Consider the following 21,381-nt stretch of genomic DNA (forward strand, 5'->3'; position numbering starts at 1 on the left):
TGTAACTCAAGAAGTCCTGGTATAAGTCGATGAGGTAATGGATTATTAGTCTGAATTAAGTTTTTAAGATAACGGTCTCGACCTGCTTACTGCGGTCATCAATAATCATGGTAGCAATCAGTGCTGCATCTATGGCTGTGCGAGTTGAAGCAAACGCTTCTGATAAGTGGCAACGCATTAAACACATATTGGAAAACAGGAAGTGGTAGTGAATAAAGTGCAGTAGTTGGAAAATCACCATTTCATTCTCCCCGATCTCCTTATGCTCCAACGCAGGAGCATATAACCCTTGAATACGAGAAATAATAGCCAATTCCTCTTTATTATTCGCTATTGAGACGAGAAGCTGCTCATTCTCTATGCTAGCAAATTTAATTATATCTAATGGGGGATTTGTCATCATAACACTACCATATGGAAAATCTAACTATGATTTTATGGCAAAAAATAGTTTCATGCAACTTGCCTGTTCACCTCTAACCGCATTTTATTTGTGGGTAATTTTGTGGGTCAACGGTTGTGGGGCTGCACTAACGCCCTGATATTTAAGGATATATGGAGTTAAAATGGTGGAGGGGACAGGATTCGAACCTGTGTACGCTTGCGCGGGCAGATTTACAGTCTGCTGCCATTAACCACTCGGCCACCCCTCCAACGGGACGCAAATCACTTCAATATTTTAACCGGAAGATGAAGGTGTGATTTAGCAGAACTAAGCGAACCGAACATCGACAATGTAAAAACTTGAAGCATTTACTATAAAGGAGCGTCTTTTTATTATATTGATGGGCATATGTCAATTAATATGATAAAAAAGCTTCGATAGCGTTCGGTGATATAGATTTTGTATAAATTGCACCGCAACGGTTAATTTATTTCGTGAGCGAATTTATACCATAATTTTCCTTTCTTATACCCAAAACCAAATAAAGATGTTAATAACGTAATTAATCATTATTTATAAAAAGTTCCATATGTCTAAAAACAACAATATACTACTTTACGGTTTACATGCCTGCCGTGCGGCACTTAACAACCCTAAAAGAAAGATAAAACGGATATTTACCACTGAAAGAGCCGCCGGGGAAATTCAGTTGAGCCATAAGCACCCTACTCCTAAAATAATCCCCATGCGTGATTTTGATAAAATATTGCCGAAAGATGCAGTGCATCAGGGGATTGCCGTTGAAACCGAGAATTTACCTGAATCGGGTATAAAGGATATTATCGATTGTACGATAATAATCGCACTGGATCAGGTTACCGACCCGCATAATGTGGGGGCGATAATGCGTTCCTGTATAGCATTCGGGGCAGAGGCGGTTTTATTTGCGAAGGATAATGTACCGTCTTTTTCAGGAGCATTGGCAAAATCCGCATCAGGTGCTCTTGAAGAAATCAAATGCTGTAAGGTAACTAACCTTGCAAGAACTCTTGAACTGCTCAAAAAGGAAGGATACTGGATAGCCGGACTGGACGGCAACACCAAAACCGATATCGATAAAGCAAACCTTTCGGGCAAAACTGTTCTTGTTATGGGATCGGAGGGCAAAGGCTTACGAAAAATAACACGCAACGCCTGTGACCTGCTTGTAAGATTGCCGATAAGTGATAAAGTAGAAAGCCTGAATGTTTCCAATGCGGCAGCTATAGCTTTATACGAAATATCAAGGAAGAACAGATGAGCGAAGACCAGTCGGCACAACTTATACACTCATTATTATTACTAGTGCTATTAGCCTCAGGTTTAATATTCCACTTCAGGAACAGGTTGGGAATGGCAGTTAAATATGCCGGAATATGGATATCGGTAATCATGGTAATGGTGCTGTTATATAGCTATAAACATGATTTTTCTGATTTTAAGGAAAGACTTTTATCGTCTTTGTCACCTTCTACGGTAATAAACAATGATGACGGCTCAATAAGTGTTAAAGCATCTCAAGACGGACATTTTTATATAAATACCGAGATAAACGGACAAAGTGTACGGTTTATGGTAGATACGGGTGCAAGTGATATCGTCATTAATAAAAGCACCGCTGAAAAAATCGGGATAGATTTAAACAGACTTCAATATATTAATACATATTATACCGCTAATGGTAAGGTAAGGGGTGCACCTGTCAGGCTGGAAAGTATTAAGGTTGGAAACTATACTATAAATGACATTCGTGCGTCGGTGAATGAAGCTGACATGAATAAATCATTACTGGGTATGAGCTTTTTAAATAAGCTGAACGGTTATGAGGTAAAAAACGATACGTTAACCCTTTGGCCTTGATATAAAAATCAGTTTTAAATCTTTTTTTGCTGCTCGGTAATACTGTTAAACTCTTGCAAGAGTTTTTGAGCAATATCATTTTCAACACCTGTAATTTTTCTTTCGGCAATGATTTCCAAACACTTGGTGTAGCTTTCTAGTAATAAATATATCCTATCGTCGAATGTTTTTATATTGGGTATGAAAAGATAAAGTGACGTAGCGAATTTTTCGGCAAGATCATAACCGAAAATGCCGGCACTACTCTTTACCGACAAAGCGGTATGCTGTATATCCTTTAGGCATTGTTTTTTTTCTTCTTTTGACTCGGCATATTTTAGCTCTTCATACGCACCCCTTAAGTAAAACATATAATGGTCTAACAGGGAGTCATACGCATCTTTTAAATAATCAACATTCTCTTTAATTTTTATTTCCGCCTCGCTCATGATATTTTCATTTAATATCTTATCTAGGGGCATGAGATTACCTATCTCATTTTTCAGGGAATGATCCGCCTTTATTATAGTAACCTTTTCTTCTTCAGGTTTGTTATTATCTTCTTTATCAGACATGCTTTACTAACTATCCTTTTTCCTTCTATCTATTTTTACAGGCATCTTGACCCTTCTTCTGTCAGGGCCGACAAAGTTCCTTGAAATTATGAAATTCCTTGGATGTTCGACAACTTCAATCAGCTTCTCCCTTAATTTCTTCACTGAGAACGGCTTTAGCAGAAATTCGGTAATTCCGCTATCCCTTGCATGCTTTACTTCTTCTATAGTTCCTTTTCCCGTCAACAATATTATAGGTGTAAACCTGTTTTTTGCTTTATCATCATAGCGTATTTCCCTAACCAGATTACAGCCGTCTACATGTCCTATTTTCCAATCAAGTATTATAAGGTCATACTTTTTTTCTAGAATTTCTTTTTTAGTTACATCGCCGTTACATGCACACATGATTTTCTTTACGCCGAATACCTTTAAAGTATCGTTCACCAGCTTGACCGTTAGTTTATCATCGTCAGCCACCAGAACTTTTATACTGCCTAAAAAATTCGTCGAATCATAAACTTCTTTTTTCATAATACCTACTTTTCTTCATATTCGATAGGATTGCCGTCTTTATCCCTTGCACCGGATGTTTTTTCCTCAGGATCTTTACGTTTCAACTGAATAAATGATTTCAGCCCCTTATCTAAAGGTCCCAAAATTATATCATCGGGTGCAGGTTGTTTACTATACGCAACAATTGATTTCCTCAGCAGCGTAATAGCAATTCTTGAGTTTGCAGGGTCGTCCAAACCGTCATTATTTACAGGCTCATTATCTGCCTTGCCTATTATCCTGACTATCTGGGTAGGCGGCAATCCCGATTCTTCCAGATATCGCCTTGCAGCATTTGCTCTGTCGGCAGAAAGTTCCCATGCGGTATAATCATCACTAGCTGATACAAATTCAGGATTAGTATGACCTACTATCTGAACATAGTTAGGTATATGTTTGACGATACCGGCTATTTTCTTCAATATCTGTTTTGTATGAGGCATAAGTTCTGCCGTTCCTTCTTTGAACATAGGTCTGTTCTTTCTATCTGTTATATTAATGTTAAGACCGTCTATCGTCTGCTCTATCATTATTGAATCGTTATATTTTCCAAGCCCGTCATTTTGTATTATCGCATCATTGACTTCCCTTTGCATGGTATCGAAACTTACATCGGGATTTTCGTCAGCCTTATTATTATCTTCGGGTAATTTTATTATAGGCCCTGATGGCGGAGCGCCGAAGATAAGCCCTAAACTTGCCCAGTCACCCGTACTCCAGCCTTCGGTATTAGGTGATTTTCCTCCTGCAAAACCGATACCCATTTTTCCCTGCAATCCAAGTGTAGGGCTAAAATAATCCGCAAGCCCCTCAAGCTGCTCCACAGGCGTTGCAGTCAATAACCACAGCAATAAAAAGAATGCCATCATCGCCGTTACAAAGTCTGCATACGCAACTTTCCACGCACCGCCGTGATGCCCATGCCCTCCTTTTTTAATCTTTTTAATAATTATTGTCTGCTCTTGAGCCATTAACTACTCCCGTTAATAAGTGCGTCAATTTCCTTGAAGCTTGGCTTCAAGTGACCCGGAACGAATTTTCTTGCTACCTCTACAGTTATAACGGGAGCGTTTCCCTGTACATGGGATATCATTGCCGCTTTCATTACCTCAAAATATTCTGTTTCAGAATCTGCGAATTTCGAAAGCAGTGCAGCCATAGGAGCAAAGAATCCGTATGAAACCAATACCCCGAAGAACGTTCCTACTAGTGCCGCACCGATTAAACCTCCTAAAATTTCAGGCGGCTCGGTGATACTTCCCATTGTTTGTATAACACCCAGTACCGCCGCAACAATACCCAGTGCGGGCATTGCATCTGCCATTGTATTTAATGATACGCTTGGAGTAGCAGTTTCATGATGATGTTTTTCAATTTCTTTATCCATCAAATCCTCAAGCTGGTAATGGTTATCCATGCCCATAGTTACCATACGCATATAGTCACAGAAAAAATCAACAGAATGGTGGTTTTTCAGGAATTTCGGGTAAGCTGTAAATAATTCACTGCTTTCGGGATTATCGAGTGCTTCTTCTACGGCAAGCATACCTTTTGTTTTCATCAATTTACATATATTGAATAAAAACATTAACAACTGTATATAGTCGTCTTTTTTATAAGGAGTACCTTTAAAAAGGTTTTTTAGTGTTTTTAGAGTCTTTTTGATAATAAATCCGGGATTTCCAAGCAAAAAAGAGCCGATTGCAGCCCCTAAAATTATAACAAACTCATTGGGCTGCCATAATACGGCAAAATTACCGTGGTGCATCGCATAACCTGTCGCGACCGCACCAAACACAACTATAGTACCTATTATAAATAACATATTAAATAATCATTTTACCTAAATAACATTGAAATTATTACAAGCGCAGCTATATTAGCCGGTAATTTAATAACTTTAGTCAATCTTAGGTTAATAAAGTAAAGATTTAGTTAACAATCAATTGAATTGTGCTATTAACCATATATTTTATAACTAAAAAACAGATGTTTTAATGAATTTGGATAGTTTGGATTTCAGGAATTGCATGGGGCGTTTTGCAACGGGTGTAACCGTTGTAACTACAAAATTAAATAATGACCTGCCATGCGGTATGACCGTTAACTCGTTTACTTCCCTTTCGCTTGAACCGCCGCTTGTTCTTTTTAACGTTGATAAAAACGCACATAATCATGATAATTTTGCGAACTGCACTAAATTCACGGTAAATATATTATCTGAAAGACAATCCGATATATCACAAAAATTTGCCTGCCCCTCCACTATAAAATGGCAGGATATAGATTATACCGATTACAGCAACAATACCCCTAAAATAAACGGCTGCATTGCATATATAGCCTGTGATACCGAGCAGATATATAAAGGCGGTGACCATTCTATTATTATCGGACGTGTAACGGATATGGATATTGAATCGAAAGAAAATCCGCTTATATATTTTAAAGGAAAATACTCTAAAATAGGTGATAAATTATGAAAATAGGAATTGTCGGCTGTACCGGACGCATGGGTAAAGCCTTGATTGAAGAGATATACTTAAACGGCAATTGCGAGCTTTCTGCAGGTGCGGTACGCTCAGAAAGTGATTTTGTGGGAATGGATATAGGTACTCTAGCAGGAATTGACGCTGTAGGCATTAACGCCTGTGGCACTTTGGAAGGTCTGTTTGAAAATAGTGATGCGGTAATTGATTTTTCCAAGCCTTCCGTAGCATTGCGATGTGCAAAGATTGCCTCCGAACAAGGCAAGATAATGGTTAGCGGCACTACAGGCTTTTCAGATGAAGAGCTGACAAAACTTAAAGAACACTCAAAAAACGCCGCTATTATATGGTCGGGAAATATGAGCATGGGTATAAATATATTATCTTCGGTCATTGAGCAGGTTGCGTCTATTTTAGATGAAAGTTTTGATATTGAAGTTATTGAAATGCACCATTGCCATAAGGTTGACGCTCCTTCAGGGACGGCTTTATTACTTGGAGAAGCAGCCGCAAGGGGACGAAAAGTTGCATTAGGTGACGTTGCATGTAAATCACGTGACGGCATTATAGGCTCAAGAAAGCGTGGGGAAATAGGGTTTTCTACCATACGTGGCGGTGATGTTGTCGGGGAACATACCGTAATGTTCGCCGGTGACGGTGAAAGGATTGAGTTTACACATAAAGCTTCCAACCGCAAGATATTTGCCAAAGGGGCTGTGAAGGCAGCATTATGGGCAAAGAATAAGAAACAGGGTTTTTATTCAATGAAAGATGTTTTGATGGGAAAATAATTTTTACTTTCGTAATAAAAATATGTGTCATGCTGAATTTATTTCAGCATCTACTATATAGTATTTCCAAATTTATAGTAAATTAACTATAAAATTACACCCGTCATTACCCGAATTTTGTGTAACAAAATTATAGGGTAATCTCACCGAGATCGCCCTATAGTTTCCTACGGAAACTCGGGCGATGACATTATCAATAATATTTAGAAACACTATACTTTACAATAGAACCTGAAACAAGTTCAGGTTGACAAAACCAATTATGGGGCATTACATTTACTTTTGTATTCTTAAAAAGACAGGCTTACCTTATATCGAAGAACATTATACAAACATTATCCTCGGTTGTCTTCACGTACTGCCTGTTGCCGTCATCAACGTCATCATTAAGGCAGCCGTTTTGCCATGATGATCCGTTATGATAGTCCCTGCTTTGCGTTTTACCGTCATCAGGGTCGCCGTCGTCCGTTTTATTATCAATATAATATGCTTCCGGCGGTGATAATAATTTACCTCTTGGCCACGATGCCGAATCAAAACCGCCTACAGATATATTCGTACCGTTAACTTGATGAACATTATCCATGTTTGCATTATCCTGATTAAGGCTTTTTATACCATACCCTCCACCGGTTCTTGATGTACCTGGAGTGTTCTCAAAAGGAATGTGGGTAGTTCCGGTTCCAGTTCCGGTGAACTCGCCGTCTATTATGCCTGATAAATTAAGATGCTGCCATGCACGCAAACTTTCACTATCGTCACCGCTACCGATATCAATATCACCGTCACCATTACCGTTACACTGAGCCGCCGTACCGCAAACCCCGTTAGCACCGTCGTCCCAGTAATCATGTGCGTCGGACATATCTCCGGGAAGGTCTTCATATTTATCATCAAATGCTTCTACAGCTATTTTTAACTGTTCGACCTGACTAATTATCGACCTTAACTCGGAAGTCTTCTGAATCGTAACACCTGCCGTTACTATACCCACAAGTATCCCGATAACTACAAGCACTATAGAAAGCTCAACGAGGCTAAAACCTTTCGGGTAATTCATAACTTTGCCATTATTTGTATCCATCGGGTTATTATAGCACAAAAGAAATAAAAACTAAAACTATATCAAGTTTTATGCTTTCCTTCTCAAGAAAGCAGGAATATCCATCAAATCCTCATCTTCTTTTTTACTATCACCCTCGGAGCTTTCCTCATTTTCATCGACAGGCTCTAAAACGCTTTCAGCATTATTAGAACTTCCCCTTGCCCCCCTTGCGGCATTTGCCATTCTTTGGAACAAACCGCCGGAACGTGCCTGAACAGGCTCATATATATCCTTTCTTACCTCATCTTCTTCCTGCTCAACCTCAATATATGCGGTTTCACTATCGCCGCTTGAGTAGCTTTCAGGCTCTACCGGAGAAGGAGGAACGAAGAAATCCCCGTCATCAGAGATATCGTTAGCAATCTCGACTTTAGCCCTTTTTTCTTCACTTAGCGATTCCTGATTGTCAAAAAATCTTTTTTCCTCTTCCGACAATTCTTCTTTATAAGATTCCTGCAACATGTCACTTTGCTGGGAACCGTAAGCTTTTTCATCGTGCTTATTATTATGTTTTTCAACAATCTCATCAACTTTAGCCTGTACGGCTATACTTTTCTCCGAGATATCGTTTTTAACAGGCTTTTGTACAAAATAGCTCTTTGTTTCGGTTACAGGCTTATAGTCAATTCCCGTAGCTACGACAGAAACCCTTATTTTTCCCTGCAATTCATCATTAAATGTAGAACCGAATATGATATTAGCACTTTCATCAACCTCTTCACGGATACGGTTAGCGGCAACATCTACCTCGAACAACGTCATATCGGAACCGCCCGTTATATTTATCAGCACGCCTCTTGCCCCTTTCATTGAAACATTATCAAGAAGAGGGTTTGAAATAGCTGCCTCAGCTGCATCTTGAGCACGGCTTTCACCTTCGGCTTCACCCGTTCCCATCATAGCTTTGCCCATTTCGCTCATAACAGCTTTAACATCGGCAAAGTCAAGATTTATCAAGCCGGGCATAACCATAAGATCGGTAACACCCCTTACCCCCCTATGCAGGACATTATCGGCAAGTTTGAAGGCATCTGCAAATGTCGTCTTCTCATTTGCAAGCCTGAATAAGTTCTGGTTAGGAATAACTATTAGCGTATCTACATTCCTTTGCATTTCCTCAAGACCTGCTTCGGCAAGCTTCATGCGGCGAGGTCCTTCAAAATGGAAAGGCTTGGTAACCACACCCACAGTAAGGATACCTTTTTCCCTTGCCGTACGGGCGATTACAGGAGCAGCTCCCGTACCCGTACCGCCACCCATTCCGGCGGTAATAAATACCATGTTGCAACTGCTTAAATGTTCTTTTATTTCCTCTATAGCTTCTTCGGCAGCCGCAGCCCCTACTTCGGGCATAGCTCCGGCACCAAGACCTTGTGTAGTTATCTGACCGAGCTGTATTCTTTTTTCCGTAGCGGAATTTTCTAAAGCCTGTGCATCGGTATTTGCAACAACGAAATTCACCCCTTCCAGATTTTCTTTTATCATGTTATTGGTAGCATTACCGCCTGCACCGCCAACACCGAAAACTGTAATTTCCGGTTTCATAACTGTGTTTTCCGGAAGATGTATGTTAAGTGCCATTTTATACTCCTTCAAGTTAGGTAATCACCTGTAAGCAAAAACCATAAATAATTTTATACACTCACACTTATTTAAAGCATTATTTTGTTAAATTTACAATATTTATTTTCATTAAAATAGTGTCATAACAACATGTAGTATAGCATTTCATATTTAATTTCAATAAGCAATTTATAAATGAGTTAACTATTTTATATAAAATTAATCATATATTAACATTCTTTGGGTATTATTTCCATTACACCAAATAGTTGAAAAAGTATATTTTGCGGTATTTAAAATGAAACAAGAAAATAACTATCTTAACAACAAGTTAGAGTCCTCAAAACAGACTCTTGTAGCCTTGAAGGAATGGTTAAGTATTTCCGAATCACAAATGTGTTCAACCGAGGTATTATCCGAGCAGCTTCCTAAAATAAACAGCCTTTTAGAATCAAGCATGAACGATATCAGCGAGCATTTTAATAAGATAACAATGAATAGCTCGGATATTGAAGAGGAGATACGTTATATAGATCAGGCTATTGATATTATCAAGATAGGTCAGAACGAGATAGGGATAACCGACCATCTGTCAGTTCTTGCGTCAAAGACATCGGACGCAAAGACGGCAGAAGCGTTAAGGAATCTTTCAAAGGAAATACAAAAACAGGAAAAAGACTTACATAACGAGTTGAAAAAAGCCACCGACAATATCAAAGAAAATAGTAACGAAATATCACAAATAGTTGTGGGTATGCAGTTTCAGGACAGGGTTTCACAAAATATACTTATCACGATAAATATAATGAAAACTATCGTTGAGTATTTGGAAAAGGAAATTTCAAAATCATTGCCTAACCTACCTAAAGACGAGCGTAGAAAGCTTCTTGATAAGGAGTTCGCCAAAGAGATACTTACACAGTTCCGACTTGGAGAACTTCAGGTATCTTTTGTAAATCACCTTATTGAACACGGCTATATAAAGGACGCTGAAGAAATCGGCTTTCATCTTGAAGATCATAAAAAGAAAGATGATGAAGATGATATAGAGTTGTTTTAGAATAATTTCCCGATGTGAACCATGATTCTTAATAATTTGAATCACCCGCACCTATATGAAATATCAAATTACAGGAAACGCCTTCATTTGTTATATTATATACTATATCAGGAGCAGCACCCGTAGCACAGTTACCGACATTAGAAGAACCGTTACCCGCCATTACGAAACCGAAATCGGGAGTGCCGTCATCCATTTTGGAATCTATATAATATGCGTCTTCAGGGTTAACCACGGAAGTGTTCAGGTCATTTCTTGACCCATGAGTTTTCCCGAACATTATGAAGTTACCTTCAAATTTTCTTCCCAAAGCATCTTCATAACCACCGACACCCCATGAAGTCATGGCAGCATAATATCTCATTGAAAATCCCGCCCCCTCATAATCACCTGACCGAGGACAGTTAACACCTATTACAGCCTCCGTACCGCCACCGCTATAATGACCGGATATCATTTTAGCCAGTGCAAGCTGATCCCATGATGTAAACGGCTCTGTATTATCACCGGCAGTACTACCGCTTAACCTTCCGTCGCCGTTACCGTTACATGTTCCGGGATTATCGACACGATTTGCATTACCGCAATCACCGGCATCACCGAAATAATCAACGGCATTAGTCATGTCACCGGGAAGGGCGTTATATGTTTCTTTAAAACTGTCAATGGCAACTTTATATTTTTGAACCTCGGTTAATACTCCTCTTAGTTTTGCGGTCTGTAGCATATCACTGCCGCCGATAACCACGGCAACTAAAATACCCATAATAACCAGCACTATCGACAACTCTATCAGAGTGAAGCCTCTGTCGGAACAGTTTTTCTTATCAGGAATACCCAATTGAGTTCTCTCCTTTTATAAATTAACCGGTAGCTTTTTTATTATAAGGAATATCAAACTCTTCTAGTTTGCGGTATAATGTCGAACGTCCTATCCCAAGCTTTTTTGCGACTTTGGACATATGTCCTTTATAATAGTCTAAAGCCGACATTATAACGTCCCTTTCTATCTCGCTTAAGGTTCTGTAATCCTCATTATTCTCATTCATAAGAATGCTGTTTGCACTTATAGCACCGTTTGAATCATCGAACAAAAAGCCTTCTTCTTCACCGTTATTTACGGCACTGACGATTTGCGGAAAGTCCCCCACTTGCAGTTCATCACCTTCGGCAAGAACAACGGCACGGAATACGGCATTTTTAAGTTGCCTTATGTTACCGGGCCATGAGTATTGTGTAAGCAACTCCTCGGCTTCTTTTGATATCTTAGAAACTTTCTTACCCTCTGCCGAGGCAAATGAGTTAACGAAATTTTTTACCAAAAGCATAAGATCGCCTTTCCTTTGACGAAGCGACGGCGTATTAATAGGGAACACACTTAACCTGTAAAACAGGTCTTCACGGAATTTGTTATTGTTTACCTCTTCGGCTAAATTACGGTTAGTTGCCGAGATAACACGTACATCTACTTTCATTGATTGTTTTGAACCCACAGGATCAATCTCACCGTCTTGTAGCACCCTTAGTAATTTAACCTGTATATCGGCAGGTAACTCGCCTACCTCATCAAGAAACAAAGTTCCACCGTCGGCCTCCCTGAACTTACCGAATGTTTTATAAACCGCACCGGTAAAAGCACCTTTTTCGTGTCCGAACAATATACTTTCAACTAGATTTTCAGGAATAGCTCCACAATTCACGGCAATAAACGGCTTCTCAGCTCTATTACCGCATGCGTGTATCGCTCTTGCCATCAGTTCTTTACCTGTTCCGCTTTCTCCTTCGAGAAGAACAGGTATATCGGATTTAGCCACCTTCTTACCGAACTCTATCATTTCCTTAATCAAAGGGCTATTACCTATAATAGCATTAAAACTGGCTCCCCTACCTCTGGATTCTTTCATTATCGACATTTCACTGTTTAAAAGGTGTCGCCTTAACGCTCCGTCAATACTTCTTTTTAATTTTTCAGGAGGATCCATTTTCTGCACAAAGTCAACCGCACCGGCTTTCATTGCGTCAACTGCCAGATCAAGATCGTCATATCCGGTTCTTACAATTACCGGTAAATTCGGTTTTACGGGTTTTATGGCGTTAAGAACCTGTATCCCGTCAATTCCCGGTAGCCCTATATCCAAAAGAACAAGGTCTATACCCGATGCATCTTTTGATGTAAGAAGATCAATGGCATCTTGACCGTTTTCGACCAGTTGTGTTCTGTAATGCATTTTATCATGTATAACTTGTTCAACCACATTAGCCTGTGCGACATCATCATCAACAAGTAGTATATTATAGGACATGCTTGTAACCCCCAATTATATATATCTTCACTAATTATACCTAAAGTTCGTTTTATTATTAATTTCACGCCCTAAATGTAACGTTAACTATATAATAATAATACAAAAACGTTAACACTTCCTTAACAAACAACCTTAAAACGTATCTAATTGACACTAATTACTACTTAAAGTAAGTTTTTTACATTTTTGGTACAGTTTTTACAAAGATTTTATACTTTTAAGATTTTTTAATTGAAAAACATGAGTGAGTAAAAACCAATGATAGCAATCCCCCTGCAACCCACCAGTTCTGCCATATGCCGTAGCCTGTTTCACCCATGGCAAAATATGCCGAGAACAGACCGAAAAACATGGAGGCAGGGAAATTTTCATAGAATCTTCTGATAATTTTCTTTTTTCCGCTATGAACCAATTCACTCTTGCAATGAGTATTAATGATTGAATATTTCAAGTTACTTATAACATATATTTGCGATACCAAAAATGCTATAAAAACCGCAAGTCCTACAAATCCTAGTTCCAGCCAAACCTGAAGGACATTATTATGCGGGTGCAAAGGCAACGGATGTCTTCCGCCCAGTACATATTCTTCTTTGGTAATAGGAATTGAGCGTGCAGAATTAAGCCCCCAGCCCAGTACGGGCTTTTCCATAGCCCTTTTTGCCGTGTAATCCCAGATATAAAGCCTGTACTCTGTCGCAGAATTAGGCATTTCCGGTATATTATCGAACATTACTTGCGGATTCATTTTATGGCTTAATGCCGCAACTGAAATAACTGCAAAGACCGCTAACACCATCATCGCCTTTAACGCCCTTTTGCCGAAAACCGATATTAACGGAAACACCGCCAGACTTATAATCAGTGCCATTGATGAAGATTGGCTTTCAAGGCGTAGAACCGTAAATATTGTAAAAACGGTAAGTAATACGGCAAATAGTAGCTTACTCCTTACTATCAGCCAACTTAAAACACACCAGAAGATTATTACAAGATATGAAGCTCCTCTGTTTAGGTCTGTAAGTTCGCATTTATACTCCTTAGCTTTAAAAGATTGGAAGAACTTGCTTAAAGAGCCGTCGGAAATAATTTCAATATTAGCCGTCACCAATGCTATAAAAAAAGCTATCGCTAAAGTTTTGCATAAAGTTTGCTTATTTTTGATATCGGCTTGCTTTATAAATTCAAGTAATGCAACCAGCCCTACAAACAATAACAATAACCTGCACCACATACTGAAGCTCTGTTTAGGCTCTATCGCCCATAAAAGGCTTGATATCCCTAAAACAAAAAAGAGGGCGATAAACTTATATGCATTTGAATTGAAAATATCCTTAAAAAGATATCTTCTATAAACTATTGCCGATATTGCAGGAAATAACGCCGCCAGAACAAAACACACAGCAAGCGATAGCGGAGCAAACAAACTTAGCAAAGGCGAAACCGCTGCTACAAAATATAAAATCGCCCATGATGACTTATCTAAAATTGATAGCGTTTTATTGCTTTTCATCAAAAAAATACCTTTAACTTATCTTTATGCAAAACTATATACACTATAAATAATGGACAATTTCAAGGTAAATAGTATATTGCATAGACTAAAATAAAAAAGGTTATTCGCAACTTGTTAGACAAAAAAGAATCCAAACAAAAACACATTCCCTTCGCCCTGCCCGATATAGGCGAGGAAGAAATTGAGCTGGTCACTAACTGTATGCGTTCAGGCTGGATGACAACAGGACCTAACGCCAAACAGTTCGAGTCCGACTTTGCCGACTATATAGGGTCAGGCGTACATGCCGTTTGCGTAAACTCAGCCACATCAGGTTTACTGCTGGCATTAGAAGCCGTAGGTGTTACAAACGGCGATGAAGTTATAACTACCCCTTATACCTTCAGTGCCACCGCTATGGTGTGCGTCCATTTGGGAGCTACTCCCGTTTTAGTCGATGTTGATGAAGACAGCTATAATATCGACCCGTTAAAAATAGAAGCTGCTATCACAAAGAAAACTAAAGCAATTATACCCGTACATTTTGCAGGACTGGCTTGCGATATGGAAGCTATAATAAAAATAGCCCGCAAGCATGGTTTAAAAACAATCGAAGATGCGGCACATGCCCTTCCCTGCACTTTCAACGGTCAGCTAATCGGCTCTTTAGATACCGATGCTACCATATATAGTTTTTATGCCACAAAAACCATCACTACGGGCGAAGGCGGCATGATAGTAACTAAGAATGAGGATATTGCAAAAAGATGCCGTACTATGCGTCTGCACGGTATTTCACGTGACGTATTTGACCGCTATACCTCTGATAAGCCCAACTGGTATTATGAGATAGTTGCACCGGGTTATAAAGTAAACATGACCGATATCGCAGCCTCTATAGGTATTGCACAATTGAAAAAAGCCGATAGATTCCAAAAAAGAAGGCAATATATAAAAGAAAAATATTTTGAAGCATTTAAGAATTTACCGATAAAATTACCCGAAGATACGAAAAACGGCGACGTACATTCATGGCACTTATTCGTTATCCGCCTGAATGAAGAAGCTCCTATAGGCAGAGATGAGTTTATACAAAAAATGGCGGCAGATTATCAGGTCGGTTGCAGTGTTCATTTTATTCCGTTGCATTTTCACCCATACTGGCAGGAAAAATTAAACCTTGATGAAAACAGCTTCCCTATCGCAAAAAAAATATTTGAAAGGTCGGTGAGCCTGCCTATATATACAAAAATGACCGATGAGGACGTAGTAAGGGTGATAGAGGCAACTATAAAATTGCTACAATAAACCGGTATAGTGTTTCTAATTTCTAATAATAATGTCATCCCTGTGAATTTTCGTAGAAAATTATAGGGGGATCTGTTTTAATTGACAGAAGATCCCCGCACGGAGGCGGGGATGACAATTTTCAATAAATTTTGGAAATACTATAATTGCCATACTCCGACTTGACCGGAGTATCCAAGTTATTATTACTTAGAAATTATGATAATAAAAAAAACCACAAAATGAAAAGACTATTCGACCTTACCGCATCTTTCATAGGACTTATAATATTAAGCCCCATATTTATAATTATTGCCGTATTAATAAAGACGGATTCCACAGGAGAAGTGTTTTTTCGTCAGGTACGTGTCGGCAGGGGTGAAAAACCGTTTAGAATATTCAAGTTCCGTACTATGTCCGTTAATCGGGAAAAAGGCTCGCTGCAAATAACAACAGCCACAGATAGCCGTATTACAAAGGTCGGGGCTTTTTTACGCAAATATAAAATTGACGAACTTCCACAACTAATCAACGTCTTAAAAGGCGAGATGAGCCTTGTAGGCCCTCGCCCTGAAGTGCCTAAATATGTTGAGCATTACTCATCTGAAAACCGTAATATTATTTTCTCAGTGCGGCCGGGTATAACCGACCTTGCTTCAATTGAATATAAAAATGAAAACGACATTCTGGCTAAAGAATCCGACCCTGAAAAAGCATATATAGAAAAAATATTACCCGAAAAATTGAAATATTGCCGTGAATATGTTGAAAAGCAATCATTTATGTATGATATAAAAATTATATTGAAAACTTTAAAAGCGATTATTTGTTAAAAATTATCCGGTCACCCTGAATTTATTTCAAGGCCTTTATATTATTTAAATGGATTCTGAAACAAGTTCAGAATGACATCAACAAGCAAAAACCCAATGGGTTACTTTTATGCTTGACATCTACCAACCCATTGGGTACAATTACCTCGTAACCAACTTAACTGGAATGTGCCTACAATGACAAATTATTTAATAAATATAAAAAGGACTATATCATGTACGAAATTGTACTTCTTAACACGTTCCAGCGTGCTACAAAAAAATTATTCAATAAAAAAGACATAGAAACCTTGGCTAAAATTTTACAAGAAAGTCCAACAGCAGGTGATGTACTAAGAGGAACGGGCGGAGTTAGAAAATTAAGATTTGCTAAGCACAAAGGCAAAAGCAGCGGAGCGAGAATTATATATTTTTATCAGGATAGTAAAGACAGAATATTTCTAATAACCGCATACACAAAGAACAAAAAAGACAACTTAAGTCAGTCAGAAATAAATGAATTGAAAAAACTGACCGACCATTTAAAAGGAGGTTAATATGCCGAATAAAACATTATTTGAAGATATAAAAGAAGGCTTAGAAGAAGCTATCGCCTTTAATAACGGAAAAGATACAGGTGCATATATTATTATGCCCGAAGAAGTTGACGTTAAAGCAATACGTGAAAAACTTAAAATGACTCAGGCACAGTTTAGTGAGTCTTTTGATATTCCGATTACAACCCTCAGAAAGTGGGAACAACACCAACGCAAGCCTGAAAGACTGGCAAGAGCGTTTTTGAAAGTTTTAGACCATTCGCCACAAACAGTAATTGACGCTCTGCATTCATAAGAACGAGAAAAAATGCCACCTAAAATAACCGTATTGATGAGTGTTTATAACGGTGTTCCTTATTTAAAGGACGCTTTGGACAGCATCTTGAACCAGACCTTTGAGGATTTTGAATTTTTGATTATCGAGGATTGTTCAAGTGACGGTTCTTTGGAAGTCTTGGAAACATACGCAAAAAAAGACCGCCGTATAAATTTAATAAAAAACAATAACAATAGAGGCTTAGGTGCAAATTTAAAAGAAGGAGTTAAGCTGGCTAAAGGGGATTATATCGCCCGTATGGATTCTGACGATATAGCCCTTCCCCACCGCCTGCAAACACAATATGATTTTGCAATTGCCAATCCCGATATAGATATAATAGGAAGTTTTGCCACCGATATAAATGAACAGGGCGATTATATCGGCATACGCAAAATGCCCGTATCGCATGAAGAAATCGTAAAATATATCTGGACATGCCCCATAATCCACCCTACTGCTTTTATGAAAAAAGAATCCCTGTTAAAAGCAGGTTCATACGGCAGTGAAAAAAGGCGGCAGGATTATGCCTTATGGTTTCGATGTGCCAAGCACGGTTTAAAATTCGCAAATATTCCCGAACCTTTATTAAAATACCGTTTTGCCGATGAGTATTTCAAAAAGAACAACCTTCCGGCACTTATTACACAAGTGAAAATAGGCTGGAAGGGCTGCACACAGGTAAAAGCACCTCCTATCGCTTATATCGGGGTAGCCGTTCCTCTTGTAAAAGGTATATTGCCAAAACCTATTAAAAGGTGTATGACAAGGATATTGAAAAAAGTTGATCCAAGAAACTCCGGTTAATAAGACTATGCAAAGAACAACTATAGAGAAATTCAGAAGTAATTTACCCGGTTCATTATTTTTTTTCCTGACCGGAATATATAGAATGCCCAGACAACTCCTAACAGTCGATATAACAAGATTCTTTATCTGTTATTTTAGGAAATTATTTTTTATCAACATAATGAGAAATACCCGAAGCCTTGAAAATTTGGACGAAGGTGTCGGTAAAAATACGATAATGCATAATCTTAAAGGTCAGAAAGATGTAGCCGTAAACCGTTCTCACTTACTTATCAGACCTGTGATTGCAATTGATAAGGTTATCAAGAATATCGAAAATTGTAAGGTACTTACCGTAGGTCCCCGCACTGAGGGAGAATTGTTTAATTTAATGGGTTACGGCTTTAAATCAAAAAATATCCGAGGTTTGGATCTAATTTCATATTCACCTAAAGTTGACTTGGGCGACATGCATAATATGCCTTATGAAGATAATAGCTTTGATGTTATTTTCTTAGGATGGGTAATGGCATATAGTAATGACAGAGTAAAAGCCGCAAAAGAAATAATGCGTGTAGCAAAGTCCGGAGCTATAATTGCAGTCGGTGCTTCATATGACCCTAAAACCGATGAAGAGATACAAGCACAGATGGGATATCTGACGGGAACTGACGATAAGTTCAGAAATGCCGAACATATGATGGAACCATTTGGTGATAACATAAAGCATGTATATTTTTGTCAGGACGTTGAAGACCAAAAGCAGTTTTGCGATATGATTACAATATTTTGTATAAAATAAAACAGGTACGAACCGATGCAACAACGTTCTTTTATAAGAAGACTACCGGGCAAGATTGTAACCCCTATAAACCGCAAAATAGGTCAAAAAGTATATGGCAATATAGCAAATTTGAGTGACAATTTAATCGGCAGTCACCGTTGGAACAATAATAAAAAAGCATGTAATGCGAACATAAGTCAATCTGAAGAGGCAAAACAACTCGTTAATGATGGATGCGGAATATATCCGTACGGTTTTAAAAAAGAAATAATTGACGAAATATATGCCGAATATAATAAAGTCATACACGCCCCTAAACATAGTGAGTTTAGCAATCAGTATGCCCAAATTGTTCCGGAAGAAGATGGAACATATCGTTCACGTATAATAAACGCACTAGAATCGGTTCCTAGCGGTTATAAGCTTTTCACTGATGAATTCATCGGCTTTGTAGAGCAATATTACCAATCACATTTCCGTCTTCATTCTTGTGAAATGTGGCAAACACGTCATATATCGCAAGAACATCTTGATGAGATATACCCGCTACAACCATACTCAATTCTATGGCATGTGGACGGGCATCCTACCGATACATTGAAATTCTTTCTTGTACTATCAGATGTTACCGATGATCACGGACCACTTCATTTCCTTAATAAAGAACGCACATCAGAAATTCTTAAAAAAGGATATAGGGACAGATTTAATTATAATATGCCTTGTTCCGAACTTGAGGATAGTAGGTATTTAAACAAACTTACCGGCAAATCAGGTACGGCAGGCTTTGTAAACGTCACTCAATGTCTGCATAGAGCAGGTGTTCCGATCAAAGGGAATTATAGGGACATTCTGGAATTCAGGTTGGAATCATCAGATACTCCTTTCAAAATACCCGGCTAGGCTAGGATAAAGGATTAATGAAGAAACAAAGCACCTTATCAAAAACATTAGATGTTTTTTCTTCAAAGGAAAAATTCGGGTTATTTTTATTATTCCTATCCATGGTTATCGCTGCCATACTGGAAATGGCAGGTGTAGGGCTGATAATGCCTTTCATTGCGTTGCTTGATAAACCTGAAATTGTTCATAACAACGAATTTGCTGCTCGAATATATGCCATGTCGGGAGCCGAATCATATAAACAGTTCATGTTGATATGCAGCGGCGGTTTAATTTTATTTTATCTGGCTAAAAATATATTCTTAGGGTTTATAATTTACCGGCAAAGTGTATTCTTAGCCAAATCAGAGGCAAATGTGGGGGTAAACCTGCTCAAAAAATACCTCTCAATGCCATATTTACGCTATGTAGAACGCAATACCGCCGAATTGGTTAACAACATAACCATAGAGTCAACATTGCTGTTTGCAGGGCTTATAAAGCCTATATTTTTCATATTATCCGATGCTTTGGTAACTATATGCATCATGGCATTGCTTCTATATATTGCCCCTTTAGCAACCCTTTGTGCCGTCGGCGTAATTTTACTTTCGGCAAGCATATTCTATATTATTTTAAGAAATCCGTTAAAGAGCTTAGGCGAGTCACGCCGGTATCACCGCCAAAAGATGATACAGTGGGTAACCCAAAGCCTAGGCAGCATGAAGGAAATAACCGTTTTGGGACGCAAAAAGTTCTTTGAAGACAGCTTCAAAGAACATGCCTCACAAATGATAAAGACGCAGACTTTTTATGAAACCGTAATTCAGCTACCACGTGTAATAATCGAAAGCTTCGGTGTAATTATGTTGGTTATAATCATGGTTATATTGATAAATGAGGGCGGTAATTTTATTCCTACCCTATCGCTTTTCGCTATGGCGGCATTTAGGTTAATGCCTTCTATAAACAGGATAACATCATCTGCTACCAAGGTACGTTATTATTTAAAAACACTGAACAATCTGCATGAAGACCTGAATGCTAAAGATTATGACAATTCAACCGCATCAGACAAAACCATAAAATTCGCAAGTGAGATAAAGCTGGATAACATATCATTTGCTTATCCCGATACAAACCGCAATGTGATTGACGGTCTTAGCCTTACCGTAAAAAAGGGTTCTTCCATCGGTATTATAGGTCCGTCAGGTGAAGGAAAATCAACTTTAGTTGACATAATACTAGGACTGCTTCCCGTCAATAAAGGTTCGGTTTTAGTAGACGGAGTTAATATATCGGAAAATCTAAAACAATGGCACAAACATATCAGCTATATGCCGCAAGCCGTATATCTTACCGATGATACGATAAAACGTAATGTCGCACTAGGTGTAGCAGATGAAGATATAGACGATGAGCTGATATGGAACTGTCTGGATAAAGCCCAGCTTGCCGATAAGGTCAGGTCATTGCCCGAAGGTTTGGATACGACGGTAGGCGAACAGGGAACTAAATTATCCGGCGGACAGCGTCAAAGAATAGGAATCGCAAGGGCGTTATACAACAATCCCCAAGTTCTGGTTTTAGATGAGGCAACTACGGCTCTAGACCCTCAAACCGAAGAAAAAATATGTAACACTTTAAAGGAAATATCCGAGGAAGTAACGATAATAGCCATATCACATCAACCGAAACTTATTTCAATAACCGATGAGGTTTATAGATTAAGTGAAGGCAAACTACATATACAAAAATTCTAAATTCATTTAC

At 38.6% G+C, this 21,381-nt stretch carries 23 protein-coding genes and 1 tRNA gene; 13 read left to right on the forward strand and 11 right to left on the reverse strand.

The window, feature by feature from the left end:
* Window positions 1-55: 55 nt before the first annotated feature.
* Complete coding sequence (locus O2942_08055) at window positions 56-403, reverse strand: hypothetical protein (GenBank protein ID MDA0782200.1); 348 nt, start codon at window positions 401-403, stop codon at window positions 56-58.
* A gap of 164 nt (window positions 404-567) precedes the next feature.
* Window positions 568-653, reverse strand: a tRNA-Tyr gene (locus O2942_08060).
* A gap of 321 nt (window positions 654-974) precedes the next feature.
* Between O2942_08060 and rlmB the strand changes: the two genes are divergently transcribed.
* Both rlmB and O2942_08070 read left to right on the forward strand, forming a co-directional pair.
* Complete coding sequence (rlmB, locus tag O2942_08065; protein MDA0782201.1) at window positions 975-1,685, forward strand: 23S rRNA (guanosine(2251)-2'-O)-methyltransferase RlmB; 711 nt, start codon at window positions 975-977, stop codon at window positions 1,683-1,685.
* Window positions 1,682-2,284, forward strand: a complete 603-nt coding sequence (locus O2942_08070; protein ID MDA0782202.1) for a TIGR02281 family clan AA aspartic protease — start codon at window positions 1,682-1,684, stop codon at window positions 2,282-2,284. Before rlmB ends, O2942_08070 begins: the two co-directional genes overlap by 4 nt.
* A 14-nt stretch (window positions 2,285-2,298) precedes the next feature.
* Here the strand turns inward: O2942_08070 and O2942_08075 are convergent, their stop codons facing one another.
* The 4 genes from O2942_08075 to motA are packed head-to-tail and all read right to left on the reverse strand — an operon-like array spanning window position 2,299 to window position 5,197.
* Window positions 2,299-2,838, reverse strand: a complete 540-nt coding sequence (locus O2942_08075) for a hypothetical protein (GenBank protein MDA0782203.1) — start codon at window positions 2,836-2,838, stop codon at window positions 2,299-2,301.
* Window positions 2,839-2,844: 6 nt separating this feature from the next.
* Window positions 2,845-3,351 carry a response regulator gene (locus O2942_08080; GenBank protein ID MDA0782204.1) on the reverse strand — a complete coding sequence of 169 codons (507 nt, stop codon included), beginning with the start codon at window positions 3,349-3,351 and terminating at the stop codon, window positions 2,845-2,847.
* 5 nt (window positions 3,352-3,356) lie between these two features.
* Entirely contained in the window at window positions 3,357-4,343 is a 987-nt protein-coding gene (locus O2942_08085; protein MDA0782205.1) for an OmpA family protein, read from the reverse strand.
* On the reverse strand, window positions 4,343-5,197 hold the full coding sequence (gene motA, locus O2942_08090; protein MDA0782206.1) for a flagellar motor stator protein MotA: 855 nt from the start codon (window positions 5,195-5,197) through the stop codon (window positions 4,343-4,345). The genes O2942_08085 and motA overlap by 1 nt, the downstream gene beginning before the upstream one ends.
* Window positions 5,198-5,369: 172 nt before the next feature.
* Between motA and O2942_08095 the strand changes: the two genes are divergently transcribed.
* Window positions 5,370-5,855, forward strand: coding sequence for a flavin reductase family protein (locus tag O2942_08095; GenBank protein ID MDA0782207.1), 486 nt, complete (start codon window positions 5,370-5,372; stop codon window positions 5,853-5,855).
* A complete protein-coding gene (dapB, locus tag O2942_08100) occupies window positions 5,852-6,652 on the forward strand; it encodes a 4-hydroxy-tetrahydrodipicolinate reductase (protein MDA0782208.1) in 801 nt (266 codons plus the stop codon). The genes O2942_08095 and dapB overlap by 4 nt, the downstream gene beginning before the upstream one ends.
* A gap of 304 nt (window positions 6,653-6,956) precedes the next feature.
* Here the strand turns inward: dapB and O2942_08105 are convergent, their stop codons facing one another.
* Together O2942_08105 and ftsZ are read right to left on the reverse strand one after the other, a co-directional pair.
* Window positions 6,957-7,736 (reverse strand): prepilin-type N-terminal cleavage/methylation domain-containing protein, encoded by a 780-nt coding sequence (locus O2942_08105; GenBank protein ID MDA0782209.1) that lies wholly within the window; start codon window positions 7,734-7,736, stop codon window positions 6,957-6,959.
* Between the two features lie 48 nt (window positions 7,737-7,784).
* Window positions 7,785-9,338 carry a cell division protein FtsZ gene (gene ftsZ / locus O2942_08110; GenBank protein ID MDA0782210.1) on the reverse strand — a complete coding sequence of 518 codons (1,554 nt, stop codon included), beginning with the start codon at window positions 9,336-9,338 and terminating at the stop codon, window positions 7,785-7,787.
* A 280-nt stretch (window positions 9,339-9,618) separates the two neighbouring features.
* Between ftsZ and O2942_08115 the strand changes: the two genes are divergently transcribed.
* Window positions 9,619-10,380, forward strand: coding sequence for a hypothetical protein (locus tag O2942_08115; protein MDA0782211.1), 762 nt, complete (start codon window positions 9,619-9,621; stop codon window positions 10,378-10,380).
* A gap of 28 nt (window positions 10,381-10,408) precedes the next feature.
* Here the strand turns inward: O2942_08115 and O2942_08120 are convergent, their stop codons facing one another.
* The 3 genes from O2942_08120 to O2942_08130 all read right to left on the reverse strand — a co-directional run bounded on the left by O2942_08120 (window position 10,409) and on the right by O2942_08130 (window position 14,199).
* Window positions 10,409-11,221: a prepilin-type N-terminal cleavage/methylation domain-containing protein gene (locus O2942_08120; GenBank protein MDA0782212.1), complete on the reverse strand. Its 813-nt coding sequence runs from the start codon at window positions 11,219-11,221 to the stop codon at window positions 10,409-10,411.
* Window positions 11,222-11,243: 22 nt separating this feature from the next.
* Window positions 11,244-12,683: a sigma-54 dependent transcriptional regulator gene (locus O2942_08125; protein MDA0782213.1), complete on the reverse strand. Its 1,440-nt coding sequence runs from the start codon at window positions 12,681-12,683 to the stop codon at window positions 11,244-11,246.
* A 220-nt stretch (window positions 12,684-12,903) separates the two neighbouring features.
* Entirely contained in the window at window positions 12,904-14,199 is a 1,296-nt protein-coding gene (locus O2942_08130) for an O-antigen ligase family protein (protein ID MDA0782214.1), read from the reverse strand.
* Window positions 14,200-14,313: 114 nt separating this feature from the next.
* On the opposite strand from O2942_08130, the gene O2942_08135 reads away from it, so the two are divergent.
* The 8 genes from O2942_08135 (at window position 14,314) to O2942_08170 (ending at window position 21,371) form a co-directional block, all read left to right on the forward strand.
* A complete protein-coding gene (locus O2942_08135) occupies window positions 14,314-15,489 on the forward strand; it encodes a DegT/DnrJ/EryC1/StrS family aminotransferase (protein ID MDA0782215.1) in 1,176 nt (391 codons plus the stop codon).
* A gap of 221 nt (window positions 15,490-15,710) precedes the next feature.
* Window positions 15,711-16,301 (forward strand): sugar transferase, encoded by a 591-nt coding sequence (locus O2942_08140; protein ID MDA0782216.1) that lies wholly within the window; start codon window positions 15,711-15,713, stop codon window positions 16,299-16,301.
* A 215-nt stretch (window positions 16,302-16,516) separates the two neighbouring features.
* Complete coding sequence (locus tag O2942_08145) at window positions 16,517-16,837, forward strand: type II toxin-antitoxin system RelE/ParE family toxin (GenBank protein ID MDA0782217.1); 321 nt, start codon at window positions 16,517-16,519, stop codon at window positions 16,835-16,837.
* A 1-nt stretch (window position 16,838) separates the two neighbouring features.
* Window positions 16,839-17,132, forward strand: a complete 294-nt coding sequence (gene nadS / locus O2942_08150) for a NadS family protein (protein MDA0782218.1) — start codon at window positions 16,839-16,841, stop codon at window positions 17,130-17,132.
* A gap of 12 nt (window positions 17,133-17,144) precedes the next feature.
* Window positions 17,145-17,960 (forward strand): glycosyltransferase, encoded by an 816-nt coding sequence (locus tag O2942_08155; protein MDA0782219.1) that lies wholly within the window; start codon window positions 17,145-17,147, stop codon window positions 17,958-17,960.
* A 7-nt stretch (window positions 17,961-17,967) separates the two neighbouring features.
* Window positions 17,968-18,744 (forward strand): class I SAM-dependent methyltransferase, encoded by a 777-nt coding sequence (locus O2942_08160; GenBank protein MDA0782220.1) that lies wholly within the window; start codon window positions 17,968-17,970, stop codon window positions 18,742-18,744.
* Window positions 18,745-18,759: 15 nt separating this feature from the next.
* Window positions 18,760-19,629: a hypothetical protein gene (locus tag O2942_08165; protein ID MDA0782221.1), complete on the forward strand. Its 870-nt coding sequence runs from the start codon at window positions 18,760-18,762 to the stop codon at window positions 19,627-19,629.
* 17 nt (window positions 19,630-19,646) lie between these two features.
* The gene (locus tag O2942_08170; GenBank protein MDA0782222.1) at window positions 19,647-21,371 is read left to right on the forward strand and encodes an ABC transporter ATP-binding protein; all 1,725 of its coding nucleotides are present in this window, start codon (window positions 19,647-19,649) and stop codon (window positions 21,369-21,371) included.
* Window positions 21,372-21,381 lie beyond the last annotated feature (10 nt).

It is taken from the genome of Pseudomonadota bacterium, assembly GCA_027620075.1.
In the GTDB taxonomy this organism is placed as follows: Bacteria; Pseudomonadota; Alphaproteobacteria; order Rickettsiales; family UBA6187; genus 1-14-0-20-39-49.

Bases quoted from the DNA above. Each gene is read 5' to 3' on its own strand.
- O2942_08055 (MDA0782200.1), bottom strand. From the start codon at position 403: ATGATGACAAATCCCCCATTAGATATAATTAAATTTGCTAGCATAGAG.
- rlmB (MDA0782201.1), top strand. From the start codon at position 975: ATGTCTAAAAACAACAATATACTACTTTACGGTTTACATGCCTGCCGT.
- O2942_08070 (MDA0782202.1), top strand. From the start codon at position 1,682: ATGAGCGAAGACCAGTCGGCACAACTTATACACTCATTATTATTACTA.
- O2942_08075 (MDA0782203.1), bottom strand. From the start codon at position 2,838: ATGTCTGATAAAGAAGATAATAACAAACCTGAAGAAGAAAAGGTTACT.
- O2942_08080 (MDA0782204.1), bottom strand. From the start codon at position 3,351: ATGAAAAAAGAAGTTTATGATTCGACGAATTTTTTAGGCAGTATAAAA.
- O2942_08085 (MDA0782205.1), bottom strand. From the start codon at position 4,343: ATGGCTCAAGAGCAGACAATAATTATTAAAAAGATTAAAAAAGGAGGG.
- motA (MDA0782206.1), bottom strand. From the start codon at position 5,197: ATGTTATTTATAATAGGTACTATAGTTGTGTTTGGTGCGGTCGCGACA.
- O2942_08095 (MDA0782207.1), top strand. From the start codon at position 5,370: ATGAATTTGGATAGTTTGGATTTCAGGAATTGCATGGGGCGTTTTGCA.
- dapB (MDA0782208.1), top strand. From the start codon at position 5,852: ATGAAAATAGGAATTGTCGGCTGTACCGGACGCATGGGTAAAGCCTTG.
- O2942_08105 (MDA0782209.1), bottom strand. From the start codon at position 7,736: ATGGATACAAATAATGGCAAAGTTATGAATTACCCGAAAGGTTTTAGC.
- ftsZ (MDA0782210.1), bottom strand. From the start codon at position 9,338: ATGGCACTTAACATACATCTTCCGGAAAACACAGTTATGAAACCGGAA.
- O2942_08115 (MDA0782211.1), top strand. From the start codon at position 9,619: ATGAAACAAGAAAATAACTATCTTAACAACAAGTTAGAGTCCTCAAAA.
- O2942_08125 (MDA0782213.1), bottom strand. From the start codon at position 12,683: ATGTCCTATAATATACTACTTGTTGATGATGATGTCGCACAGGCTAAT.
- O2942_08130 (MDA0782214.1), bottom strand. From the start codon at position 14,199: ATGAAAAGCAATAAAACGCTATCAATTTTAGATAAGTCATCATGGGCG.
- O2942_08140 (MDA0782216.1), top strand. From the start codon at position 15,711: ATGAAAAGACTATTCGACCTTACCGCATCTTTCATAGGACTTATAATA.
- O2942_08145 (MDA0782217.1), top strand. From the start codon at position 16,517: ATGTACGAAATTGTACTTCTTAACACGTTCCAGCGTGCTACAAAAAAA.
- nadS (MDA0782218.1), top strand. From the start codon at position 16,839: ATGCCGAATAAAACATTATTTGAAGATATAAAAGAAGGCTTAGAAGAA.
- O2942_08155 (MDA0782219.1), top strand. From the start codon at position 17,145: ATGCCACCTAAAATAACCGTATTGATGAGTGTTTATAACGGTGTTCCT.
- O2942_08160 (MDA0782220.1), top strand. From the start codon at position 17,968: ATGCAAAGAACAACTATAGAGAAATTCAGAAGTAATTTACCCGGTTCA.
- O2942_08165 (MDA0782221.1), top strand. From the start codon at position 18,760: ATGCAACAACGTTCTTTTATAAGAAGACTACCGGGCAAGATTGTAACC.
- O2942_08170 (MDA0782222.1), top strand. From the start codon at position 19,647: ATGAAGAAACAAAGCACCTTATCAAAAACATTAGATGTTTTTTCTTCA.